Below are 22947 nucleotides of genomic sequence, written 5' to 3' on the forward strand. Positions count from 1 at the left end.
ATGAAAACGCCGGCAATCGTTGCAGGCGGCAAAAGAGGGAGTAGACCACTGGTCGGGCAAAAAGTGCGATCACTTGGTAATCATTCTTAGTTTCGGCTAGAAACAATACTCAATCGCTTATACCCTATGCCCGCAGTTTCACCGTGCCAGGAAGGCCCCATCCCGTTATCGAGGCGCCTTGCATGGCACGATCCCGTCAGTATCAATCGACCCTTCTCGCCGTCTGCTGTTCCGTGGCCGTTACCGCCCAGGCGGCTGACGGTGTGATCCAGCTGGACGCCACCGCCATCAATGCCGAGTCCGCCAAGCGCAAGGGCGAAGCCCCGGAAGCCTTTGCCGGCGGCCAGGTTGCCCGTGGTGGCCAGATGGGCGTGCTGGGCAATCAGGACATGATGGACGTGCCGTTCACCATGACCAGCTACACCTCGCAGTTGATCGAAGACCAGCAAGCCGAGGACATCGGCGATGTACTGCTCAATGACCCGTCGGTGCGCCAGTCGTTCGGTTTCGGCAACCAGTCGCAGGTCTTCGTCATTCGGGGGTTGCCGCTCAACGGCGATGATGTGGCGTTCAATGGTCTGTATGGCGTGCTGCCCAGGCAGATGATCAGCACCGATGCCGTGGAGCGGGTCGAGCTGCTGAAAGGGCCGAACGCCTTTCTCAACGGCGCCAGCCCCACGGGTACTGGCCTGGGCGGTAACGTCAACCTGCAGCCCAAGCGTGCCGGCGATACGCCGACCCGCCGCTACACCCAGGACATCAGCAGCGATGGCCGCCTGGGTGAGCACCTGGACCTCGGCCAGCGCTTTGGTGAGGACAATCGCTTTGGCGTGCGCCTGAACCTGTCGCAACGTGAAGGTGAAACCGCAGTCGACGACCAGGACCAACGCAGCAAGCTGTTCATCGTCGGCCTCGACTACCGTGGCGACAAGCTGCGCCTGTCTACCGACATCGGCTACCAGAAGCAGCGGGTCAACCATATGCGCAACTCGGTACGCCTGGGGGCTGGCCTGAGCGATATCCCCCGGGCGCCGGATGCCGACCATAATTATGGCCAGGACTGGGCCTGGACCGAGACCGAAGACACCTTCGGCATGGTCCGCGGCGATTACGACTTCAACGACAACTGGAGCGGTTACCTGGCGGGTGGCGTCAAGCACACCCACGAAAACGGTTTTTATGGCACGCCGGTTCTCACTGACGCCGCCAGCGGTGCTGCCACCATCGGCGGCTCGAAAATCCCCCATAACGAAGACAACACCACCTTCATGGGCGGCATCAACGGCCGCTTGCAGACCGGCCCGGTCAGCCACCAACTGAACCTCGGCGCTGCCAGCATCTGGACCCAGCAAGAAAACGCGTTCGTCTTCTACAATTCGCAGGCCACCAACCTCTACCACACCGACCTGTTGCCCAAACCCACCACCCCCACCTTCACCGGTGGCAAGCTGGACGATCCCGGGGTTACCGGCAAGACGCGCAACCGCAGCCTTGCCGTGTCTGACACGCTGGGCCTGTTCGACGATACCTTGCTGGTCACCGTCGGCGTGCGGCGCCAGCAGTTGCGCGTCGAAGGCTATGCCTATGACGGCGAGGGGCCGGACCTTGGCCGCAACGCCTTCTACGATGAGTCGGTCACCACGCCTGTCTACGGCATCGTCTACAAGGTCAACCCGTCGATCTCGCTGTACGCCAACCGCATCGAAGGGCTGGCCCAAGGTGCGACTGCATCGGGCCAGGTGATCAATGCCGGGGAGGTGTTCCCGCCGGCCAAGACCAAGCAGGTCGAGGCCGGGGTCAAGCTCGACTACCAGACCTTCGGTGCCAACCTGGCGCTGTTCCGTATCGAGCGGCCCACCGACGGTTTTGTTCAGGGCGATGTTTTCGTCCAAGATGGCGAGCAGGTCAACAAGGGCGTCGAGCTGAGTGTGTTCGGCGAGCCGGTGCAGGGGCTGCGCTTGATGGCCGGCGGAACGCGCATGGACACCGAGCTGAAAAACACCCAGGGTGGCGCCGATGACGGCAACCATGCGGTCGGGGTGCCGACCTTCCAGTTGAACGCCAGCGTCGATTGGGACGTGCCTGGCTTGCAGGGCGTGGCGCTCAACGCCCGTATGCTGCGTACCGGGGGGCAGTACGCCAACCCGGCCAACACCCTCAGCCTGCCGACCTGGAACCGCTTCGATGTGGGCGCACGCTACCGCTTCAAGGTGCAGCAAAAAGAGGTCACCCTGCGCATGAACGTGGAAAACCTCACCGACAAGCACTATTGGGCTTCCGCCAACGGCGGCTACCTGACCCAGGGCGACCCGCGCCTGGTCAAGTTCTCCGGCTCGATTGACTTCTGACCGCGCCGATCAGCGGGCGAGCGCCTGGTGAGGCTTGTAGAACAGAAAGTGCGTGGTCTCGGCCGTCCTGCGGTAGGCCTTGGCCCACTGCGGGTGCACATTGCGGTCGTGAAAGTACAGCGCCCCGCCGGTGGGGTCCTTGAGCTGCTGGTTCAGCGCCTTGCGCGCGATCTCTTTGGCAATGTCGTAGCGTTGCGCCTCTTCAACCTGATCGGAGCGCCCGTCGCACCACCAGGAAAACTGGCAGGCCTTGGTCTCCACGCCCTGCTTGACGACGCCGCAGATGGTGTCTGGGAAGCCATCGTGGCCCAGGCGGTTGAGCACCACGCTGGCCACTGCGGTCATGTCCTTGGCATCGGCACCCTTGGCTTCCCAGTAGATGGTACGGGCCAGACAGGTGATGCTGTCGTCCAGCGGCGACTTGCCGGCCGGGTCGACGGCCTTCACCTCGCCCGGGGTGATGGTCTCGGCCTTTTTCGGTGGCGGGGCATCCTCCACCACCTTTTCCTCAAGCACTTCGGCCTTGTCTTCGGCGACGGCGGCCTTGGCCGTGTCAACTGCGTGCACTGGGCCTGCAAGCAGGGCGCTAGTCAAACCGATCAGCATCCACGAAAAGCGCATGGCCGAGCTTCCGAACTGTGGGTTGAATCACAGTCTAGCCAAGCGTAAGCATTAGCACCAAAGGAAGGGTTGCGGCAGCGGCCACGGTCTGCAGGGCGATGATGGTGGCCATCAGCGGTGCATTGCCGCCCATCTGCCTGGCCATCACATAGGAAGAGGATGCGGTAGGCAGCGCCTGGAACAGCACAGCCACCACCGCCGCCTGGCCACTCAGGCCGAACACGCGGCACAGGCCCCAGGTGGTCAGCGGCATCACCAGGAACTTGAATGCCGACGCCGCCATCAACGGGCGCACCTGTTGGCCGACGCGGGCGCCCCCCAGGGCCGCGCCCACGCACAGCAGGCCCAGGGGCAGGGCGGCCTGGCCGAGGGCCTTGACGGTAGGCTCAAGCCCTGCGGGCAAGCCAAGCCCGGTGACCCGCAGCAGCAGGCCGCCGGCACAGCCAACGATCAGTGGGTTGGCGAAAATCGCACGCAACACCGTGGCCGGTGAGCTGTGGCGGGCGCTGAAACGGGCGAACACCAGGACGCACAGCAGGTTGACCAAGGGCACGATGGCGGCATTGGCCACCGCCGCCAGGGCGATGCCGGCACTGCCATAGATACCGGCGGCCAGGGTGGCGCCGATGTAGTTGTTGAAGCGTACGCCACCTTGGAATACCGAGGTGAAATCGGCGCCGTCATGGTTGACCGCACCTTGGTAGAGCACCAACAGCAGGGCGCCGAGCAGGGTCGAGAGCATCAGCACACCGACCATGCCCAGCACCGGCACCCCGTCGAGGTTGGCAGTGGCCAGGCCGTGGAGGAACAGCGACGGCAGCAGCACGTAATAGCTCAGGCGTTCAGCACCGGGCCAGAAGGTTTCGGCAAGAAAACCGCGAACACGCAGAAAGGTGCCCAATGCGATCAGCAGGATGATCGGTAACAGCGTGGTCAGCAGCAGGTGGAGCATGGTCGGCCTTCCGTAGTCGGGTACTGCTACAGCCTACGGGGGCGCTTTGGTTTGGAAAAACGTTGTTTTCTTCAGCGACCGTTGAGAATAAATGCACGGTTGCTTTGGGCTCAGGCCTCAAGTGCTGTCTTCAGTACCGCGCTCAAGTGGCGCCGCTGACTTTTTTCATGTTCCAGCAGCACCACCCGCCGCGTCAGTTGCGGCTCGCCAAAGGGCAGGCAGGTGGCCGCCGGCAAGCGTTGCAGGTCTTCGTCGGCCATGGGGATAATCGCCACCCCCAGGCCCATCACCGCCATGCGTGCCAGGGCTTCTTGGCTGTCCAGCTCCATCTGTTCGCTCACTTGCAGGTGCTGGCGGCGCAGCTCCTGTTCGATCTGCCGCCCGGCCCAGGCGCGCTTGTCGAAGCGCAAAAACGGTTGGCTGGCCAACAGCGCTGGCAGGCTCTGGCCCGCCAGCTCGGGGCTGGCGATGGCCCAGAAGCGGTCAGCGAACAAGGGTGTGAAGACCAGGCTCTGGGGGTAGGGGCTGATTGGCTCGGTGGTGATCGCCGCATCGAGTTCGCCGTCTTCGACGCGCCGCGCCAGTTCCGCCGACATGCCTGAAGCGACGCTGATATGCAACTGCGGGTGATGGGTCTTGATCCACAGCAGCGCCTTGGGCAGACGCCGGGCCAGCACGGTATGGATCGCCCCCAGGCGCAAGCGGCCGCGCAAGCTCGGGCCACTGGTCAAGGCGTCGGCCAATTCGTCATAGGCGCCGAGGATGCCCTCGGCGCGCGCTACTGCCAGCTGGCCGGCTTCGGTCAGCACCACCTGGCGCCGGCTGCGATCGAACAGGCTGACCTGCAGCTCGTCTTCGAGGCTCTTGATGTGCAGGCTCACGGCTGAAGGGGTGAGGCTGAGCAGGTCTGCCGCTCGGGCAAAGGTGCCGTGGCGGGCGATGGTCACCAAGGTGCGCAGGGCTTTGAGGGACACGCTGAAAGCCTCCAGGGCTGAGCGGACGGTAGCGCATTGTCAGCGCCGGCCCGGTCGCCGGCAAGCCGGCAGATGCCGAGATCAGCGTTTGACCTGCCCATACGCCTGGCTGATGCGGTCAATCACCATGGCCAGGGCCACGATCGCCAGCCCTGCTTCAACGCCCTGGCCGACGTTGAGGGTCTGAATACCGGCCAGTACATCCTCACCCAGGCCGCGCGCGCCGATCATCGAAGCCACCACCACCATCGACAACGCCATCATGACTGACTGGTTGAGGCCGGCCATGATGCTCGGCAGGGCCAACGGCAGGGCAATGCGCTGCAGCCGCTGCCAGCGGTTGGCGCCCAAACCGTGTGCGGCTTGCAGCAACGAGGGGTCGATCTGCCGCAAGCCCAGGTCGGTCAGCCGCACCAGTGGCGGCAAGGCGTAGATCAGGGTGGCGAACACTGCCGGTACCTTGCCCAGGCCAAACAGCATGAGCACCGGGATCAGGTAGACGAAGGCGGGGAGTGTCTGCATCACATCCAGCACCGGCATCAACAACCGCCGAGCCAGCGGGCGTGACGCCAGCAGGATGCCCAGCGGCACCCCGACCAGCACGCACAGGCCGGTGCTGACCAGCACCAGGGCCAAGGTCTGCAGCAGCTTGTCCCACAGCCCGAGCACGCCGATCAAGGCCAGCAGAGCAACCATCGCCACGCTGCGCAGCACGCTGCGGCTGGCATGCCAGGCGAGCAGCCCGACCAGCAGCAAGAGTGCCCACCAGGGCAGCAGGCGCAGCACGTTCTCCAGGCTTACCAACAGTTGCAGCAGCTGGTCCGAGACGCTGCGCAGGTGATCGCCGTAGTTCAGCACCAGCCAGTCGACCAGTTGGTTGACGCGTTCAGCGAAGGAAAATTGCAGCGCTTCGGGAAAGCCGCCACTCATAGGCTGCCCTCGACCTTGGCGGCGACCTCTGCCGGCAACCAGGCTTTCCAGACGTCTGGGTTGTCACGCAGGAAGGTGAGGGCAGCCTTGTCCGGCGGGGTGCGTTTTTCGCTCATCTCGGCCAGGGCGCGGTTGAGCCGATCGATCGGCAGGTCGACCTTTTCGAACACGGCCACCAAATCCGGGTAACCCTCGTGGAACGCCTTGGACACGCCAATCGACAATTTGGCCGGCAGTGACTGGCTGCCTTGCGGGTTGGGGTTGCTGGCATCTGTCAGGGTGGCCCAGGCCTGGGCATTGAAGGGCGGTTCTTGCAGGCGTATCAGTTTGTAGCGCCCCATCAATGGGGTCGGGTTCCAGTAGTAGAACAACACCGGTTGACCGCGCCGGATCGCGGAGCCGATTTCGGCATCCAGCGCCGCGCCGGAGCCACTGCGAAAGTTGCTATAGCTGTCGCTGAGCCCGTAGGCCTTGAGCTTCTGGCTGTTGACCGTTTCGGAGGTCCAGCCGCTGGGGCTGTTGAGGAAGCGCCCTTTGGCCGGCGACTCGGGGTCGCGGAACACCTGTGGGTAGCGCTTGAGGTCATCGACACTGCGCAGGTCCGGCGCCAAGGCCTTGAGATTGCGCGAAGGGTCGCCTTCGATCACGTAAGCCGGCACCCACCAGCCTTCCTCGGCGTGCTTGACGGTATCGCCCAGAGCGAACACTTGCCCGGCCTGTTCGGCCTTGACCCAGGCGGGGCTGCGCCCGGCCCACTCCTCGGCGATCACCTGCAGGTCGTTGCGGGCCAACGCCACTTCCATGCTCACGGTGCTGCCAGGCAGAGTGTCGGTGGGGTAGCCATACCCACGCTCGACGATCAGCCGCAGTATTTCGGTGGTCAGGGCGCCGCTTTCCCAGCCAATGGCGCCAAAGTGAATGGGCGTGGTGCGCTCCGCTGAGGCGGCGCTGTCGGTGCTGGCCAGGCCGGCGGCGAGCAGCAGGCTGGCCAGCAACGTTGGAATTTTTTTCATCGGGGCCTCGTGGGTTGTCATTCCAGTTGCCGCGAAAGTGTAGTCGAAGGTACTTGTAGCCGAAGTTGCTGCGGCCCCTGCTGCACCAGCAGGAACCGCTTCTGTCTAGGCGCGTTGGATACAGGTTGCAAGGCTAAGCACCTGTGCCCGCGGCCGCTGGGCATGTAGCGCTGACAGGAGTACGCAATGGGTTTCAATCTGGATTTCGTGTATTACCGCAACTTCAGGTTCGATGGGAAGTTTCATGTGCGTTGCACAGGGGACGACCTGCACAAGGTCAAGTCCATCCAGTATCTACTTGAGCGCGAGGTCCCCGAAGGTGTGGTTCAGCTCGATGGCGTTAACGTGCTTTCACAGGTTCACAGTGGCACGGTCGCCAATCATGGATGCCCGGCCACCCTCAGTTGCGAGGTGCTGGCAGGTACCTACAGGATCACCCCGCTGGTCACGCTGATCGACAGCGAAGTCATCAAGCAGGACCTGGACGCTGATGCAGACGCTACCTTGCGTGAGGGGCCATTGCTGATCGAGGTCCGTGAAGGTGAACTGACCCGGCGCATTCTTGATACGGTGCCGCTGTCGTCGTCCAACACCCGGCGAAGGCGGGCCACGCAGGAGGGCGCAACGCTCCCGCCTCTGCCTGAAGGGCAGCGTTACCCCGCGCTGATTCTGGTGTTCAGTGAAGGGGGGCATGCGCGTTTCATGGCTGACGTGCAAGCTGATGCCAGCTCGTCATTGGCCCATGATTGGCCCGGCCTTCAGCAAATCATTGACCTGCAACCGTTTCTGGAACCTCACGAGCGTGAGCATGAGCACTTGCAGGTACTCGCCAACCACTACTGGGTCGAGCAGCCGCAGGGCATGCCCAACGCAACCTTCAGCGCCCTGGTCCAAAGCCTGAATGGGCTTGAGTACGTTGAAGACACCGCACTGCTCCCACCGCAACTCGAACCGGGCAATCTGCTGGCCTTCGCTGCTGCCGCTGTCATCGCGACGCTGCTGACTGGCGGCGCCTACGCCGCTGGCACCAATGCCAATGAGCAAGCGCAGCCCACACCCGACTTTGAAGCGCTGCAGCGCTACCTGAGCGAGCCAGACAGCAGCGCCAAAGGCTTGAACATCCGCAACGCATGGCAGGCGGGTGTGCAGGGCAGAGGGGTACGCGTGCATTTCTCCGACGGTGGGTTCTATGCCAATCACGAAGACTTGCGTGGTAACCCCAGGCTCAAAGTCATCCCGCCAACAGTCGATTCGGAGCCTGACCACGGCACGGCTTCGGTGGGGGTGTTGCTGGCACATGACAATGGGTTGGGCATGACCGGTATTTGCCATGCCGCGGAGTTGTTCCTGTATGACAACCGTGCCTACGATGCACGTGGGTATTCTCAGACACTGAAAAAGCTGCTGGCTTATGCAAGGGCTGGCGATATCGTTGGCGTCAACCGCCAGACAGCCAATGTGAATGTCCTGGGGACCTTCCTGCCCTCTTTGCATGACAGGACCTGGTGGGATGTCACCCGGTCGCTGACCGAGCGAGGCGTCGTGGTGCTCAATGCGGCGTGCAATGGTACCAGCGTGTCCGATCACAACGCCCGTACCACTCAAGGTTACGGCGTCGACCTGGAGCAGTGGCGTTACTTCGACGACCATGGTGAGGCCGATGCAATTCTGGTGGGCGCCTGCCATTCCTGGGATGGCAAACCGCATCAGTACTCCAATTACAACTATCGCTACCGCATGCTCAATGGCTGGGGGGATAGCGTCGCAACGCTAGGGTATGGGGCATTGCAGGACAAGAACGGGCACGATCGCGACTACACCAGCACCTATGGGGGGACCTCCAGTGCCACGCCGATGGTGACCGGTGCCCTGGCCTTGATCCAGTCGTATGCCATCGAGCAGCACCACCTGTACCTGAACGCCGACCAGATGCACCTGCTGGTGATGCAATCGGGGTATAGGGACGCTACGTTGCCCGACGCCAGCAGGCTACCCATGGGCGCCCGGCCGAATGTGCTGGGCGCCTTGGTGTTGCTCGATCAAATCCTCCAGGCCGGTCGGTTTCACTTGCCGGACGATGGTTTCTGCGGCGACGAGTGCGCGCCTCAGGCCTAGACCCGGAACTGATCCATCAATGCCTGCTGCTGGTTGGCCAGGCTATTGAGCGACTGGCTGACCCGCGCCGATTCGTTGGCCTGCCCTGACAGCGACTCGGTCACATCACGAATGGTCGCGACGTTGCTGTTGATCTCCTCGGCCACTGCGCTTTGCTCTTCGGCGGCCGAGGCGATCTGCAGGTTCATGTCGGTGATCACCGTCACTGCTTGGCCGATGCGCTGCAGCGCGGTGACGGCCTGGCCGACTTGTTCCACGCCACCCTGGGCCTGGCGGTGGCTGTTGTCCATGGCGCCGACCACTTCGCGGGTACCGGCTTGCAGGGCTTCGATCACCTGGCGGGTTTCTTCCACCGATTCCTGGGTGCGTCGGGCCAGGTTGCGCACTTCATCGGCGACTACGGCAAAACCACGGCCTGCCTCGCCGGCGCGGGCAGCTTCGATCGCGGCGTTGAGCGCCAGCAGGTTGGTCTGTTCGGCAATCGAACGGATCACTTCCAGCACCGAACCGATCTTCTCGCTGTTCTGTGCCAGGCCTTCGACTTCGGCCATGGCATTGTTCATGTCGGCAGCCAGGGCGTCGATGCTGTGGGTGGTGCGGTCGATCACGGCCAGGCCTTCACGGGTGGCCTGGTCGGCTTCACGGGCCGCCTGCGCGGCCTGGGCGGCGCTGCGGGCAACGTCCTGGGCGGTGGCGCTCATCTCGTGCGAGGCAGTCGCCACCTGGTCGACCTGGCGGTACTGCTGCTCCATGCCGGCGCTGGTTTCGCTGGCGATGGCCGAGGACTGGTCGGCGGTGCCTCGGGCGGCCTGTACCGATTGCTTGACCTCGGCAATGGTCGGCTGCAGCTTGTCGAGGAAGCGGTTGAACCAACCCGCCAGCTCGCCCAGTTCGTCGTGCTTCTGGTAGGTCAGGCGACGGGTCAGGTCACCTTCGCCGCTGGCGATGTCCTTGAGCATCGCTGCCACACCGAGTATCGGCCGGGTAACACCGCGGGCCATCAACCACACCAGCAGCAGGCCGGCGATCGCAGCGGCCAGGCCCAGGCCCAGCTCCAGCAGGGTGCCGCTGGTGTTCAGTGCGTCCAGTTCCTGCTTCAGCGTTTCGGCAGGCCCGGTCAGCGCGTTTTCCGGTACATCCAGCAGCACGCCCCAGGGCTGGGCGCCGGGGATCGGCTCGAAGGCAGCAAGCACCTTGAGGCGCTGCTGGTCATGCAGGATGCTCAACTTGCCTTCGGCCAGCTTGCGCACCAGTTCGGCACCCTTGGCCGTGTCGACCTGGTCGAAGCGCTGGGCCAGCTTGCCGGCATCGGCGCTGTAACCGGCCAACAGGCCCACCGGGCTGAGGATGCCGACGGTGGTGCGGCCTTCGTACAGACTGCGGCTGGCATTCTGGGTCAAGGCCTGCAGGCTGTTGAGGTTGATGTCGATGGACAGGGTGGCGATCACCTTGCCGTTGACTGCCAGGGGGAAGACGATGCTGGTCATCAGCACCCGCTGGCCATCGATGTCATAGAAGTAGGGCTCCACCACGCAGACCTTGCCAGTGTTGCGCGGGCACACCCACCAGGTGTTGGCGGGCTGGCCGCTGGGGCCGATCTCGGTGTTGGCCATGTCCTGTTCGGGCAGGGCCATGGCCGTCAGCTGGCCGGCACGCGGTTGCGACCAGTACAGGGCGAAACGCCCGGTTTCGTTGCTGCCCAGCTCGGGCTTGGCGGTGAACAGGTTGTCCTTGTTGTCCAGCGCGTTGGGCTCGAACACCAGCGACAAACCGAGCAGGTCAGGGTTGGCCTGCAGCGCGGCACGTACCTGGCGCGTCATGTCCTCGCGCAGGTCGTAGGCATCGAGAAAGCGCTTTTCGGCCTGCTCGCGCAGGAACAGTACCTGGCGGGCGAAGCCGGCGCCGTACTGGTAGGCGTCCATGAACTGACGGCGAATGTTCAAGGCCTGCACTTCACCTTGCGACTCGATGCGCCCCTGGGCCGCCTCGGTGAGCATCTGCATGCTGCTTGCCTTGACCAGGTCTGAACTGTGGTCCATGCGGTACAGCGAGAGGCCGACGAGCAGGGTGACGATACCGGCCAGGCAGAGACCGGCAAGCAGGGTGATCTTCCACTGGATGGAAAGTTGTCGCAAAGGCATGGGCGAATCCCTTGTAATAGTGCTGGCTGACGACTGTGTCGGCCGTGGCGCTTTTTTCTTTATTCAAACGTTCAATTTAAACTCGAAGGGGCTGGGTAATGCGCCGACACGTGGCGCTTTTGACATCTGCCGCCCACTGCTTCAGAGTGCCCGCTTTTTTGTCCGCAGCTACGAGGAAAGCCAAACCATGAATGCAGTGATCGCCGCAGTCGGCATCATGCTGATACTCAGCCTGTCGCGCGTGCACGTGGTCATCGCCCTGATCATCGGCGCGCTGGTCGGTGGCCTGGTCGGCGGGCTGGGCATCGAGGGGACGCTCAAGGCCTTCAATGGCGGCCTGGGCGGGGGCGCCACAGTGGCGTTGTCGTATGCGCTACTGGGAGCCTTTGCGGTAGCCATCGCCAAGTCCGGGCTGGCGCACGCCCTGGCTGACCGTGCCCTGGCCATGATCGATCGCCAGGGCCACGCCAATGGCGACAAAGTCAAGTGGCTGCTGATCGGTCTGATGCTGGTGGTGGCGGTGTCGTCGCAGAACATCCTGCCCATCCACATCGCCTTCATCCCGTTGCTGGTGCCGCCGCTGCTGTATGTGGTGACGCGTTTGCGCATCGACCGCCGGCTGATCGCCTGCGTCATCACCTTTGGCCTTATCACGCCGTACATGTTCCTGCCGGTGGGCTTTGGCAACATCTTCCTAAACGAAATTCTGCTGGCCAACGTCGCCCGGGCCGGGGTCGATGTGAGTGGCGTCAACGTCACCCATGCCATGGCTATTCCGGCTGCGGGCATGCTCGCCGGCCTATTGCTGGCGGTGTTGTGGAGTTACCGCAAGAAGCGCGATTACGACCTGGCGCGTATCGAGCAGGTCGAGCAGGTGAGCGTGCAATACAACCCGTTGACCCTGATGGTCGCGGGCCTGGCGATCGCCGCAGCGTTCATTGTTCAGCTGTGGCTGAACTCGATGATCATCGGCGCCATGGTCGGGTTCCTGATCTTCTCGCTGTCTGGCATCGTGCGCTGGAAAGACACCGACGACCTGTTCACCGAAGGCATGAAGATGATGGCCATGATCGGCTTCATCATGATTGCCGCCTCGGGCTTTGCCGATGTGATGAAGGCCACCGGCGAGGTCAACAGCCTGGTCCAGGCGTCAGCGCAGTGGATCGACCACAGCAAGGGCGTCGGCGCTTTGCTGATGCTGCTGGTGGGCCTGCTGGTGACCATGGGCATCGGCTCGTCGTTCTCCACCGTGCCCATCCTGGCGGCGATCTTCGTGCCACTGTGCGTGCAGCTGGGCTTCGACCCACTGGCCACGGTGTGTATTGTCGGCACCGCGGGGGCGTTGGGGGATGCTGGTTCGCCAGCGTCGGACTCGACCCTGGGGCCGACCTCGGGCCTGAATGTGGATGGCCAGCACCACCATATCTGGGACACCGTGGTGCCGACCTTCCTACATTACAACCTGCCGCTGTTGGCCTTCGGCTGGTTGGCGGCGATGACGCTGTAAGGCGTCAGCCCTTGCCGGGCGGCGGCGAAATGCGGTTGAGGACGGTGCTGCCGTCCTTGCTGCGGGTGAGGTACACCGGCAGTACCTTGGGCAGGTTGTTGACCAGGCGCCCGACTTCACGGGTGTTGTAGATGCCGCTGATGCGGATCCGGCCGGTGCTGGCATCAGCCAGCAGCAGCGGGGCGTCGAGGTAGCGGTTGATCACCGGCAACGCCTGCTCCAGGCTCAGGTTGTCGAGCACCAGCTTGCCACTGCGCCAGGCCAGGGTATTGCCGTAATCGTCGCTCTGCTCCAGTTGTGGCTCGAAATCACCTTTGTGATAGCTGGCCTGCATCCCAGGGCCGAGGCGGTAACCGCCCGCGCTGCCGTCACTGGTGACCAGCACCGAGCCTTCCACCAGCGTGACCTTGACCTGGTCCTGGTACTTCCACACGTTGAACTGGGTGCCGGTGACGCGGGTCTGGCCGCGGCCTGCGCGGACGATGAACGGGTGTGCACTGTCGTGCTGCACCTTGAAAAACGCCTCGCCGCGCTTGAGGGTGACCTGACGTTGGTCTTTGTAGTTGAGGTAGGTCAGCTCGGTGTTGAGGTTGAGTTCCACCGTGCTGCCGTCGCTCAGTTCCACCGTCTGCATGCGGTTGCTGGCTTCGAAGTGCTGGTAGTGGTTCGGCAGCCAGCCTTGTTCCCAGCCTAGCCAGCCGGCCAAGGGCAGCACCGCCAGGGCAATGGCCGCGGCCGAGGCCAGCGGGCGCCAGTTGCGTACCCGCGGTGCTTGGCGTGCAGGCGGGTTGAAATCGACCACGGTGGCGTTGCGTGGCAGCAGGTCGGCGGTTTGCCAGATCTCCAGCATCGCGTGGTATTCCTCGGCGTGCCGTAGGTCGGCCGCCAGCCAGCGGGCGAACGCCTCACGCTCGGCCGCAGTGCAATCTTCGGCGTGCAGGCGCATGCACCAATGCGCGGCGGCGTCGGTGATGGCATCGTCTGAGCTGGGATTGAGGCGGTCGTGGTTCATTGCGGCTCCGGGTTTTGCGCATTCTACCCTTGCTAAGGGGTCCCGAGAACCGAGGTAATGGCGAATGACTATCAGTTGTGACGGTTTTTCGTCGGATTTGCAATGGAATTTCAGCGTTTGAGAACCCTTCGCGGGCAATGCCAGGGGGCGCTGCACACCCCCTGGGCCGATCAGAACTGCGCTTCTGTCATGCCATAAAGGCTGGCGCTACCCGCCCGGATGCTTGCCTCCAGCCCAAGGCTGCGCGGCAGGATGCGCTGAAAGAAGAACGCCGCACAGGCCAGCTTCGCCCCATGGAAAGCGGGGTCTTGTTCATGCTTGGCCTGCGCCACGGCTGCCATGCGCGCCCACATGTAGGCATAGGCGGTTAGGCCGAACAGGTGCAGGTACTCCACGGCCACGCTGCTGACCAGGTTGGCGTCTTCACTGGCCTGGGCCCGCAACCACGCACTGGTCGCTTCCAGGCGCGCAACGCTGGCCTGTAGAGCTTCGCGATGCAGCGGCGCGGCAACGCTGAACGCGCGCACTTCGGCGGTGAAGCTGGCCAGGGCCTGGCCACCATCGGCCAGTACCTTGCGCCCGAGCAGGTCGAGGGCCTGGATGCCGTTGGTGCCTTCGTAGATCTGCGCGATGCGCACGTCGCGCACCCGCTGTTCCTGGCCCCATTCGCGGATGTAGCCATGGCCCCCGTACACCTGCTGGCCGAGCACACAGCTTTCCAGGCCATTGTCGGTGAAAAAGGCCTTGGCCACCGGCGTGAGCAGCGCCACCAGGCGTTGGGCATGTTCACGCTCGCCTGTATCTTCGGCATAACGGGCCAGGTCCAGTTGTTGCCCCACGTAGGCCGCGAATGCCCGGCCGCCCTCGGTGAGGGTGCGCATGGTCAGCAGCATGCGCCGCACATCGCCATGCTGGATGATCGGGTCGGCCACCTTGCCCCGTGCCTGCGGGCCACTGGCGGCGCGGCTTTGCAGGCGTTCGCCGGCGTAGCGCGCAGCGCTCTGGTACGACGCTTCGGCGCAGCCGATACCCTGGATGCCGATGGACAACCGCTCGTAATTCATCATGGTGAACATGGCCGCCAGGCCCTTGTTCGCTTCGCCCACCAGGTAGCCCGTGGCGCCATCGAAGTTCATCACGCAGGTGGCCGAGGCCTTGATGCCCATTTTGTGCTCGACCGAGCCGCAATGCACGGCGTTGCGCCCACCCAGGCTGCCATCGGCATTGACCTGGTACTTGGGCACCAGGAACAACGAGATACCTTTGGCGCCAGTGGGGGCATCCGGCAGCTTGGCCAGCACCAGGTGGACGATATTCTCGGTCAGGTCCTGCTCGCCACCGGTGATGAAGATCTTGCTGCCAGTGATGCGATAACTGCCATCGGCCTGTGGCTCGGCGCGGGTGCGGATCAACCCCAGGTCGGTGCCGGCCTGGGGCTCGGTCAGGCACATGGTGCCGGCCCAGCGGCCTTCGTAGAGCGGTGGCAGGTAGGTGGCCTTGAGCGTCTTGCTGGCGTGGGCATCGATCGCCAGGCAACTGCCGGCGCTCAAGGCGGAATACAGGCTGAAGCTGCAATCGGCAGCGTAGAGCATCTCTTCGAACAGCACGCCAAGCATCTTCGGCATGCCCATGCCGCCATGCTCGGGGTTGCCCCCCAGGCCGACCCAGCCGCCTTCCCGGTAGGTGCGCCAGGCTTCGCGGAAACCGTCCGGGGTGCTCACCCGGCCGGCCTCGAAGTGCACGCCTTGTTCGTCACCGTTGCGGCTGAGCGGGGCGATCAGTTGGCCGGTGACCTTGGCCGCTTCTTCGAGGATGGCATCGGCGGTGTCGGCGTCGATGCGCTCGGCCAGGGCGGGCAGGCGTGCCCACAGGGCAGGGGCGTTGAAAACGTCACGCAGGATAAAGCGCATGTCGCGCAGGGGGGCGATGTAGTCGGTCATCAGCGGCTCGGTAGGTGTAGAAGCAACGGGTGTGGTGCTGGCCTCGGCGGCGGATTGCCGACGACGAGGCCAATGAACGGTCAGAGGGCTTTGGCCCGGTCGCGCAGGAGGTACTTCTGGATCTTGCCGGTGGAGGTCTTCGGCAGTTCGCCGAAGATCACCGTCTTGGGCACCTTGAAGCCGGCCAGGTGCTCCCGGCACCAACTGCTGATGTCGGCTTCGCGGGTGTCTTCCCGGCCAGGCTTGAGGGCAACGAAGGCGCACGGTGTCTCGCCCCATTTCTCGTCGGGGCGTGCCACCACGGCGGCTTCAAGTACCGCCGGGTGCTTGTACAGGGCGTCCTCGACTTCGATGGTAGAGATGTTCTCGCCACCGGAGATGATGATGTCCTTGAGCCGATCCTTGATCTCGACATAGCCATCGGCGTGCCACACGGCCAGGTCCCCAGTATGGAACCAGCCACCGCGGAAGGCTTCGGCCGTGGCTTCGGGGTTTTTAAGGTAGCCCTTCATCACTGTGTTGCCACGCATGAAGATCTCGCCCAGGGTGTTACCGTCACGCGGTACCGGCGCGAGGGTTTGCGGGTCGGCGACCATCAGGCCGTCGAGGGTCGGGTAGCGCACGCCCTGGCGCGACTTGATGCGCGCACGTTCCTCGAGCGGCAACCCGTCCCACGCTTCATGCCAGGCGCATACCGTCACTGGCCCGTATACCTCGGTCAGGCCGTAGGTGTGGGTCACCTGAATGCCCATTTCTTCCACTGCACCAATCACCTTGGCCGGTGGCGCGGCACCTGCGACCATCGCCTGCACCGGGTGCTCGATGGCAGCCTTGGCGGCCTCAGGCATGTTGACCAGGGCGTTGAGCACGATGGGTGCGCCGCACAGGTGCGTGACCCGATGTTCGCGGATCAGGGTGAGGATCTTCTGCGGGTCCACCCGGCGCAGGAATACGTGGGTGCCTGCCAGGGCGGTGATGGTCCAGGGGTAGCACCAGCCGTTGCAGTGGAACATCGGCAGGGTCCACAGGTACACCGGGCGGTGGCCCATGGCCCAGGTCATCTGGTTGCCCAGGGCATTGAGGTAAGCGCCGCGATGGTGATAGACCACGCCCTTGGGGTTGCCGGTGGTGCCGGAGGTGTAGTTGAGCGAAATGGCCTGCCATTCGTCATCGGGCCATTCCCAGGCGAAGTCCGGGTCACCCTCGGCCAGCAGGGCCTCGTAATCCAGCTCGCTGACCGCGCGGCCTTCGCCGTACTCCGGGTCATCGACATCGACCACCAGGGGCGGGTGTTCGAGCAAGGCGAGGGCAGCTTCGATGACCGAGTGGAATTCGCGGTCGGTGATCAGCACCTTGGCCTCGCCGTGTTGCAGCATGAAGGCGATGGCTTCAGCGTCCAGGCGAACGTTGAGGGTGTTGAGCACTGCACCGGTCATGGGGATGCCGAAGTGCGCTTCGAGCATGGCCGGGGTGTTTGGCAGCATGACCGCTACCGTGTCGCCACGCCCGACGCCACGGCCGGCCAGTGCGCTGGCCAGGCGCCGGCAGCGTTGGTAGGTTTCCTGCCAGGTGCGGCGGATGGCGCCATGGATGACAGCCGGGTAGTTGCCATACACGGCTGCGGTGCGTTCGATGAAGCTCAGTGGGGTGAGGGCGACGTGGTTGACGGCAGCGGGCATCAGGCCCTGGGCATAGATCGACATGCGGTAATCCTGTAGGGGAGGCAGGCGCAGCCTGTGCGCTTGGCCCCCGGTGGCTGATTGTTAGCTCTGTTCAGGGTGTGGGAAGGCGTACGGTTGGCCGCAATTCCCCTGTCGCAGTTTTACGCGAGTCGCTATGGTAGATGGAATATCGACTATAGCAATATAGTAAAACTACTATAACAACGAGCCTCACATCGTGGACAAGACCCGCTCTCCCTTGCTCGCCAAAGACCCCCAGCCCAGCCTGCTGCTGGCCGCCGATGCCAGGCCGCTGGCCAGCAACCCGGCCTTGCAGGCCTGGGTTGATGAAGGCCCTGCGCTGGCCTGCTGGCTGCCGGCCAACTGCGCCGCACTGGTGCGCGCCTGCCTGCGACAGCACCGGGCAATTGCCGATGTGCAAGTAGAAGTGGGCGAGCGCATCGTGCTGTGGACGTTCATCCCCGACGACCAAGGCCAGCAGGTACTCGGCCGCTGCCGTGACGCCAGTGCCGAGCGCCAGGGAGCGCGCGAAGCCAGCCGCGCCCGGCGCCTGTACCGCTTGATCATCGAGAACACCACCGACCTGATTTCCCGGCACAGCCCCGATGGCCGTTTTCTTGATGCCTCACCGGCGGCGTTCCGCCTGTTGGGCCTGTGGCCCGAGCAACTGCGAGGCATGGCCGTACGGACCTTGCTGCACCCGCGCGAGCGCCGCCAGGTGCTGGCTCAGGCGGCCGCCGCCCTGAACCAGGACGGTTATCACACCATGACCTGCCGGGTGCGCCAGGCCGCTGGCGGCTACCGCTGGTTCGAGATCGCCAGCCGCGCCATCCGCGAAACCTATACCGGGGCCGTGGTGGAGGTCGTCAGTGTCTCGCGTGACATCACCTTGCGCATCGAGGCCCAGGAGAACCTGGCGCACAGTGCCCGGCTCGCCACCCTCGGCGAGTTGGCCTCGGGCATCGCCCACGAGATCAATCAACCGTTGGCGGCGGTGGTCAACTATGCCAATGCCAGTCAGCGTTACCTGCAAGGCCTGGAGCGCGACCCGCAGGCACGCGTGCGGGTCGGGCAGGGGCTGCAACGCATCACTGAGCAGGCGACCCACGCCGCGCAAGTGATCCGCAGGCTACGGGCGTTTCTGCGTAAAGGGCCGCGGCGGCTACAGGCACTGGACATGCTGGATGTCGTCAACGAGGCCATGCGCCTGTGTGCCTGGGAGGCGGCGCGTGACCAGGTCAGCATCGAGCTGCGCGTGAGCGCGCAATTGCCGGCGGTGTATGCCGATCGGGTATTGCTTGAGCAGGTGCTGCTGAACCTGCTGCGCAACGCCATTGATGCCAACCGCGAGCAGCATGGCGAACGCCCGTCACGTATCCGCCTGGCCGCCGTGCGCGAGGGTGATGGGGTGTTGGTGGAGGTGGCCGACCAAGGGCCAGGGGTTGCGGCCGAACGCCTGGAAGACATTTTTACCCCGTTCACCACCAGCAAGGCCGATGGCCTGGGGCTGGGCTTGAGCATGAGTCGCAGCCTTGTCGAAGGGTTTGGCGGCAGTGTGTGGGCACGTGCGGGCGAGCAGGGCGGTTTGGTAGTGTGCTGCCGCCTGGCGGTGAGCAGGGGATAAGAGGAGGTCAGGGTGCAAGCGAAAGTGTATGTGGTCGACGACGACCAGGGCATGCGTGATTCCACGGTCTGGCTGTTGCAGTCGGTGGGGCTTGAGGCCCTGTCGTTTGCCAGTGGCCAGGCGTTTCTGGACGCGTGCCGGGATGATGGGCCCGCCTGTGTGCTGCTGGATGTGCGGATGCCGGGGCTGGGTGGGCTGGCGGTGCAGCAGCTGATGAGGGAGCGGGGCCTGGACTTACCGGTGATCTTCGTCAGCGGCCATGCCGATGTGCCGATCGTGGTGCGGGCATTCAAGGCCGGTGCCTGCGACTTCATCGAGAAGCCGTACAGTGACCAGTTGCTGCTCGACAGTGTGCAGGAAGCGCTTGAGCGCGCCGGCCGCGCGCGTCAGGGCAACCAGGCGCTGGCCCAGGTGCAGGCGCGCATCGATGGCCTGACACCGCGCGAGCGCGATGTGTTCGTGCCGCTGGCCCAAGGCCTGAGCAACCGCGAGATCGCCGTGCAGTTGGGGGTTAGCGTGAAGACCGTGGACTTGTACCGGGGGCGGGTGATGAAACGGCTGCAGGCCGGCAGCCTGGCCGAGCTGGTGGGCATGGCGATTGCCTGTGGCGCGGTGCCGGCGTTGGCGTAGCAGCGCAACCACATCAGCAAGTCATGAGCGTCAAATCATGAAGTTTTGCATAGCAGCCTAATCAAAGCTTTGACATTCACTGCCTAGGCAGTAACATTTCCACACAATTACCCACGGCAGATCCTATGGCGCATTTTTCTCCCGAGAATTTCCAGACCTGTGCCATTGGCATGCTGTTGGGCCGCGCGGCGATCCTCAAGGACCGCATTCTTGACTGGCACCTTGAATCCGAGGGCGTCACCGCCGCGCAGTTCAAAGTGTTGATCATCGTCACCCAGTACCAGGTCGACACCCCGGCCGAGCTGTGCCGCTACCTGGGCCTGGACAGTGGTTCGATGACCCGCATGCTCGATCGCCTCGAACAGAAGGGCCTGATCGTACGCAACCGCTGCGCTGACGATCGCCGCCAGGTGCGCCTGGCCCTGACCGACGATGGCCAGCGCCTGGCTGATCGGCTGCCAGAGATCGGTGCGGCGGCGATGAACGAGTTGTGCGGCGTGCTGCAACCTGAAGAACTCAAGACCCTCGAGGGCTTGCTGGCCAAGGTGCTGCTCAGCGCTGGCGACCCTCTGACGATCCGCCGCTTCGGCGATCGTTGATCCCTGTTACGCATTTTCCAAGGTATTGTCATGGCTACTCCCACAGACACCACACCCCCCGCCGACGCGCCCGAGCCGTCGCGCAAACGCAAGGCCTGGCTGCTCGGCCTGCTGCTGCTGTTGATTGTTGGCGGCATCGGCGCCTGGGCCTGGTACTCCCTGGTCGGGCGTTGGCACGAGAGCACCGATGACGCCTACGTCAACGGCAACGTGGTAGAGATCACCCCGCTGGTGACCGGTACCGTCACCAGCATTGGTGCCGATGACGGCGACCTGGTCCATGCCGGCCAGGTGTTGCTGCAGTTCGACCCGGCCGACAGCGAGGTGGCGCTGCAGTCCGCCGAAGCCAAGCTGGCGCGCACGGTGCGTCAGGTGCGCGGCCTGTACAGCAACGTGGATGCGCTCAAGGCCCAGTTGCAGACACGCCAGGCCGAGTTGCAGAAGGCCCAGGACAACTACAACCGGCGCAAGGTGCTGGCCGACAGCGGGGCGATTGCAGCGGAAGAAATCTCCCACGCTCGCGACGACCTGAGCGTCGCTCAGAGCGCCCTCACCAGCGCCCGCCAGCAGCTCAATACCAGCACCGCGCTGGTCGATGACACTGTGGTGTCCTCGCACCCCGAAGTCATGGCAGCTGCGGCCGACCTGCGCCAGGCCTACCTGGACAATGCCCGCACCACCTTGGTGGCGCCGGTGACCGGTTATGTCGCCAAGCGCACCGTGCAACTGGGGCAGCGCCTGCAACCTGGCACCGCGACCATGGCGGTGATCCCCCTGGACCAGGTGTGGATCGATGCCAACTTCAAGGAAACCCAGCTGCGCGACATGCGCATCGGTCAGCCGGTGGAAATCAGCGCTGACCTGTACGGCAGCGAGGTCAAGTACAGCGGCACGGTGGACAGCCTCGGTGCAGGTACGGGCAGCGCCTTCGCGCTGCTGCCGGCGCAAAATGCCACCGGCAACTGGATCAAGATCGTGCAACGGGTACCGGTGCGTATTCACTTGAGCCCTGATCAGCTCAAGGACCATCCGCTGCGGATCGGCCTGTCCACGGTGGTCGAGGTCGACCTGCACGACCAGAGCGGCCCGACCCTGGCCCAGCAACCCCCGCAACAGGCCAGCTACACCACCCAGGTGTATGACCGCCAACTGGTCGAAGCCGACCACCTGATTGCCCGGCTGATTCACGACAACAGCGCATCCGGCAAGACGGCGCAGCGATGAGCAACCAGGCCGCCGCCCAGTTCACCCCGCCGAGCCTGTTGCTGACCACCATCGGCCTGTCGTTGGCGACGTTCATGCAGGTGCTCGACACCACCATCGCCAACGTGGCCTTGCCGACCATCTCCGGCAACCTGGGGGTGAGCTACGAGCAGGGCACATGGGTGATCACCTCGTTCGCGGTGAGCAACGCGATCGCCTTGCCGCTGACGGGCTGGCTGAGCCGGCGCTTTGGTGAGGTGAAGCTGTTCATCTGGGCCACGTTGCTGTTCGTGCTGGCATCGTTCCTGTGCGGGATCGCCCAGTCGATGCCGGAGCTGGTGGGCTTTCGTGTGCTGCAAGGGGTGGTGGCGGGGCCGTTGTACCCGATGACCCAGACCTTGCTGATTGCCGTGTACCCCCCGGCCAAGCGGGGCATGGCCCTGGCACTGCTGGCGATGGTCACGGTGGTGGCGCCGATTGCCGGGCCGATACTGGGGGGCTGGATCACCGACAGTTACAGCTGGCCATGGATCTTCTTCATCAACGTCCCCATCGGCCTGTTCGCCGCCGCCGTGGTACGCCAACAGATGCGCACGCGGCCGGTGGTGACCAGCCGTCAGCCGATGGACTACATCGGCCTGCTGACGCTGATCGTCGGTGTCGGCGCGTTGCAGGTGGTGCTCGACAAAGGCAATGACCTGGACTGGTTCGAGTCGTCGTTCATCATCATCGGCAGCCTGATCTCGGTGGTGTTCCTGGCGGTGTTCGTGATCTGGGAACTGACCGACCGGCACCCGGTGGTGAACCTGCGGTTGTTCGTGCACCGCAACTTCCGGGTCGGCACCATCGTCTTGGTCGGGGGGTATGCGGGGTTCTTCGGTATCAACTTGATCCTGCCGCAGTGGCTGCAGACGCAGATGGGCTATACGGCTACCTGGGCGGGGCTGGCGGTGGCGCCCATCGGGCTGTTGCCAGTGATCATGTCGCCCTTTGTCGGCAAGTACGCGCACCGGTTCGACTTGCGCCTGTTGGCAGGGTTGGCGTTTCTGGCCATTGGCACCAGTTGCTTCATGCGTGCCGGGTTTACCAGTGAGGTGGACTTCCAGCATGTGGCGTTGGTGCAGCTGTTCATGGGGATTGGCGTTGCGCTGTTCTTCATGCCGACGTTGAGCATTCTGCTTTCGGACCTGCCGCCGCATCAGATTGCCGATGGCTCGGGGCTGGCGACGTTCCTGCGTACGCTGGGGGGGAGCTTTGCGGCGTCGTTGACGACCTGGATCTGGATTCGCCGGGCTGATCAGCATCATGCCTACTTGAGCGAGAACATCAGCCAGTTTGACCCGGCGACTCGGCATACGCTTGAGCAGCTTGGGGGGCTAGCCCGCAGCATTATGCGCAGTTGGAGCAGATTCTGAATGCGCAGGCTTACATGATGTCGACGGTGGACTACTTCATGATGATGACGTGGGTGTTTGCTGGGTTGATCTTGTTGGTGTGGTTTGCGCGGCCGCCGTTTACGGCCAAGGCTGGGCCGGCTTCGGCTGGGCATTGATTGGTTGGTCGGTGATATTGGTCGGTGATACTAGTCGGTGATATTGATCGGTTGGTATTGATATCTGGCGGAGTCCATTTGCGAGGGTGACGCTTAGTCACCGT

General features: G+C 64.0%; 16 protein-coding genes and 2 pseudogenes. 8 read left to right on the forward strand and 10 right to left on the reverse strand.

The genetic code is table 11. The annotated features are described in order from the left end of the window. Window positions 1–182: 182 nt before the first annotated feature. Window positions 183–2348, forward strand: coding sequence for a TonB-dependent siderophore receptor (locus LOY26_RS11335; RefSeq protein ID WP_258714756.1), 2166 nt, complete (start codon window positions 183–185; stop codon window positions 2346–2348). A 9-nt stretch (window positions 2349–2357) separates the two neighbouring features. Here LOY26_RS11335 and LOY26_RS11340 read toward each other — a convergent pair whose 3' ends face one another. The 5 genes from LOY26_RS11340 to LOY26_RS11360 all read right to left on the reverse strand — a co-directional run bounded on the left by LOY26_RS11340 (window position 2358) and on the right by LOY26_RS11360 (window position 6838). After that, window positions 2358–2969: a cell wall hydrolase gene (locus LOY26_RS11340; RefSeq protein WP_186660432.1), complete on the reverse strand. Its 612-nt coding sequence runs from the start codon at window positions 2967–2969 to the stop codon at window positions 2358–2360. 34 nt (window positions 2970–3003) lie between these two features. Continuing rightward, window positions 3004–3921, reverse strand: a complete 918-nt coding sequence (locus tag LOY26_RS11345; RefSeq protein WP_186660430.1) for an AEC family transporter — start codon at window positions 3919–3921, stop codon at window positions 3004–3006. A 110-nt stretch (window positions 3922–4031) separates the two neighbouring features. Beyond that, window positions 4032–4895: a LysR family transcriptional regulator gene (locus LOY26_RS11350; RefSeq protein WP_186660427.1), complete on the reverse strand. Its 864-nt coding sequence runs from the start codon at window positions 4893–4895 to the stop codon at window positions 4032–4034. 81 nt (window positions 4896–4976) lie between these two features. Continuing rightward, window positions 4977–5825 carry a proline/glycine betaine ABC transporter permease gene (locus LOY26_RS11355; RefSeq protein WP_258714757.1) on the reverse strand — a complete coding sequence of 283 codons (849 nt, stop codon included), beginning with the start codon at window positions 5823–5825 and terminating at the stop codon, window positions 4977–4979. Continuing rightward, window positions 5822–6838, reverse strand: a complete 1017-nt coding sequence (locus tag LOY26_RS11360) for an ABC transporter substrate-binding protein (RefSeq protein ID WP_258714758.1) — start codon at window positions 6836–6838, stop codon at window positions 5822–5824. Before LOY26_RS11360 ends, LOY26_RS11355 begins: the two co-directional genes overlap by 4 nt. A 186-nt stretch (window positions 6839–7024) precedes the next feature. Between LOY26_RS11360 and LOY26_RS11365 the strand changes: the two genes are divergently transcribed. Next, the gene (locus LOY26_RS11365) at window positions 7025–8953 is read left to right on the forward strand and encodes a S8 family serine peptidase (RefSeq protein ID WP_258714759.1); all 1929 of its coding nucleotides are present in this window, start codon (window positions 7025–7027) and stop codon (window positions 8951–8953) included. On the opposite strand, the gene LOY26_RS27040 is transcribed toward LOY26_RS11365, so the two are convergent. Continuing rightward, window positions 8950–9705, reverse strand: coding sequence for a methyl-accepting chemotaxis protein (locus LOY26_RS27040; protein WP_371097434.1), 756 nt, complete (start codon window positions 9703–9705; stop codon window positions 8950–8952). The two genes, LOY26_RS11365 and LOY26_RS27040, sit on opposite strands and share 4 nt — an antisense overlap. Window positions 9706–9807: 102 nt before the next feature. Next, window positions 9808–11094: pseudogene (locus tag LOY26_RS27045) on the reverse strand (HAMP domain-containing protein); the annotation flags it as partial. Between the two features lie 187 nt (window positions 11095–11281). Here LOY26_RS27045 and LOY26_RS11375 point away from each other — a divergent pair. Further along, window positions 11282–12601, forward strand: a complete 1320-nt coding sequence (locus LOY26_RS11375) for a Na+/H+ antiporter family protein (RefSeq protein ID WP_186660418.1) — start codon at window positions 11282–11284, stop codon at window positions 12599–12601. 4 nt (window positions 12602–12605) lie between these two features. Here LOY26_RS11375 and LOY26_RS11380 read toward each other — a convergent pair whose 3' ends face one another. From LOY26_RS11380 to LOY26_RS11390, 3 genes are all read right to left on the reverse strand, one after another. Then, window positions 12606–13613, reverse strand: coding sequence for a FecR family protein (locus tag LOY26_RS11380; protein ID WP_186660415.1), 1008 nt, complete (start codon window positions 13611–13613; stop codon window positions 12606–12608). A 170-nt stretch (window positions 13614–13783) separates the two neighbouring features. Continuing rightward, entirely contained in the window at window positions 13784–15553 is a 1770-nt protein-coding gene (locus tag LOY26_RS11385) for an acyl-CoA dehydrogenase C-terminal domain-containing protein (RefSeq protein WP_258714760.1), read from the reverse strand. Between the two features lie 80 nt (window positions 15554–15633). Further along, window positions 15634–17256 (reverse strand): acyl-CoA synthetase, encoded by a 1623-nt coding sequence (locus LOY26_RS11390; protein ID WP_033697445.1) that lies wholly within the window; start codon window positions 17254–17256, stop codon window positions 15634–15636. 196 nt (window positions 17257–17452) lie between these two features. On the opposite strand from LOY26_RS11390, the gene LOY26_RS11395 reads away from it, so the two are divergent. The 5 genes and pseudogenes from LOY26_RS11395 (at window position 17453) to LOY26_RS11415 (ending at window position 22843) form a co-directional block, all read left to right on the forward strand. Then, window positions 17453–18859, forward strand: coding sequence for a sensor histidine kinase (locus LOY26_RS11395; RefSeq protein ID WP_258714761.1), 1407 nt, complete (start codon window positions 17453–17455; stop codon window positions 18857–18859). Between the two features lie 12 nt (window positions 18860–18871). Beyond that, entirely contained in the window at window positions 18872–19489 is a 618-nt protein-coding gene (locus LOY26_RS11400) for a response regulator transcription factor (RefSeq protein ID WP_033697449.1), read from the forward strand. A gap of 125 nt (window positions 19490–19614) precedes the next feature. After that, entirely contained in the window at window positions 19615–20088 is a 474-nt protein-coding gene (locus LOY26_RS11405; protein ID WP_033697451.1) for a MarR family winged helix-turn-helix transcriptional regulator, read from the forward strand. Between the two features lie 30 nt (window positions 20089–20118). Further along, window positions 20119–21312, forward strand: a complete 1194-nt coding sequence (locus LOY26_RS11410; protein WP_033697453.1) for an HlyD family efflux transporter periplasmic adaptor subunit — start codon at window positions 20119–20121, stop codon at window positions 21310–21312. After that, window positions 21309–22843 (forward strand): annotated as a pseudogene (locus LOY26_RS11415) (DHA2 family efflux MFS transporter permease subunit). Before LOY26_RS11410 ends, LOY26_RS11415 begins: the two are co-directional and overlap by 4 nt. The last annotated feature ends 104 nt before the right edge of the window (window positions 22844–22947 follow it).

Source organism: Pseudomonas sp. B21-047 (genome assembly GCF_024748775.1).
Classification (GTDB): domain Bacteria; phylum Pseudomonadota; class Gammaproteobacteria; order Pseudomonadales; family Pseudomonadaceae; genus Aquipseudomonas; species Aquipseudomonas capeferrum.

Coding starts and splice junctions, on each gene's coding strand:
- LOY26_RS11335 (WP_258714756.1), top strand. CDS start 183: ATGGCACGATCCCGTCAGTATCAATCGACCCTTCTCGCCGTCTGCTGT.
- LOY26_RS11340 (WP_186660432.1), bottom strand. CDS start 2,969: ATGCGCTTTTCGTGGATGCTGATCGGTTTGACTAGCGCCCTGCTTGCA.
- LOY26_RS11345 (WP_186660430.1), bottom strand. CDS start 3,921: ATGCTCCACCTGCTGCTGACCACGCTGTTACCGATCATCCTGCTGATC.
- LOY26_RS11355 (WP_258714757.1), bottom strand. CDS start 5,825: ATGAGTGGCGGCTTTCCCGAAGCGCTGCAATTTTCCTTCGCTGAACGC.
- LOY26_RS11360 (WP_258714758.1), bottom strand. CDS start 6,838: ATGAAAAAAATTCCAACGTTGCTGGCCAGCCTGCTGCTCGCCGCCGGC.
- LOY26_RS11365 (WP_258714759.1), top strand. CDS start 7,025: ATGGGTTTCAATCTGGATTTCGTGTATTACCGCAACTTCAGGTTCGAT.
- LOY26_RS27040 (WP_371097434.1), bottom strand. CDS start 9,705: ATGGAGCAGCAGTACCGCCAGGTCGACCAGGTGGCGACTGCCTCGCAC.
- LOY26_RS11375 (WP_186660418.1), top strand. CDS start 11,282: ATGAATGCAGTGATCGCCGCAGTCGGCATCATGCTGATACTCAGCCTG.
- LOY26_RS11380 (WP_186660415.1), bottom strand. CDS start 13,613: ATGAACCACGACCGCCTCAATCCCAGCTCAGACGATGCCATCACCGAC.
- LOY26_RS11385 (WP_258714760.1), bottom strand. CDS start 15,553: ATGACCGACTACATCGCCCCCCTGCGCGACATGCGCTTTATCCTGCGT.
- LOY26_RS11390 (WP_033697445.1), bottom strand. CDS start 17,256: ATGTCGATCTATGCCCAGGGCCTGATGCCCGCTGCCGTCAACCACGTC.
- LOY26_RS11405 (WP_033697451.1), top strand. CDS start 19,615: ATGGCGCATTTTTCTCCCGAGAATTTCCAGACCTGTGCCATTGGCATG.
- LOY26_RS11410 (WP_033697453.1), top strand. CDS start 20,119: ATGGCTACTCCCACAGACACCACACCCCCCGCCGACGCGCCCGAGCCG.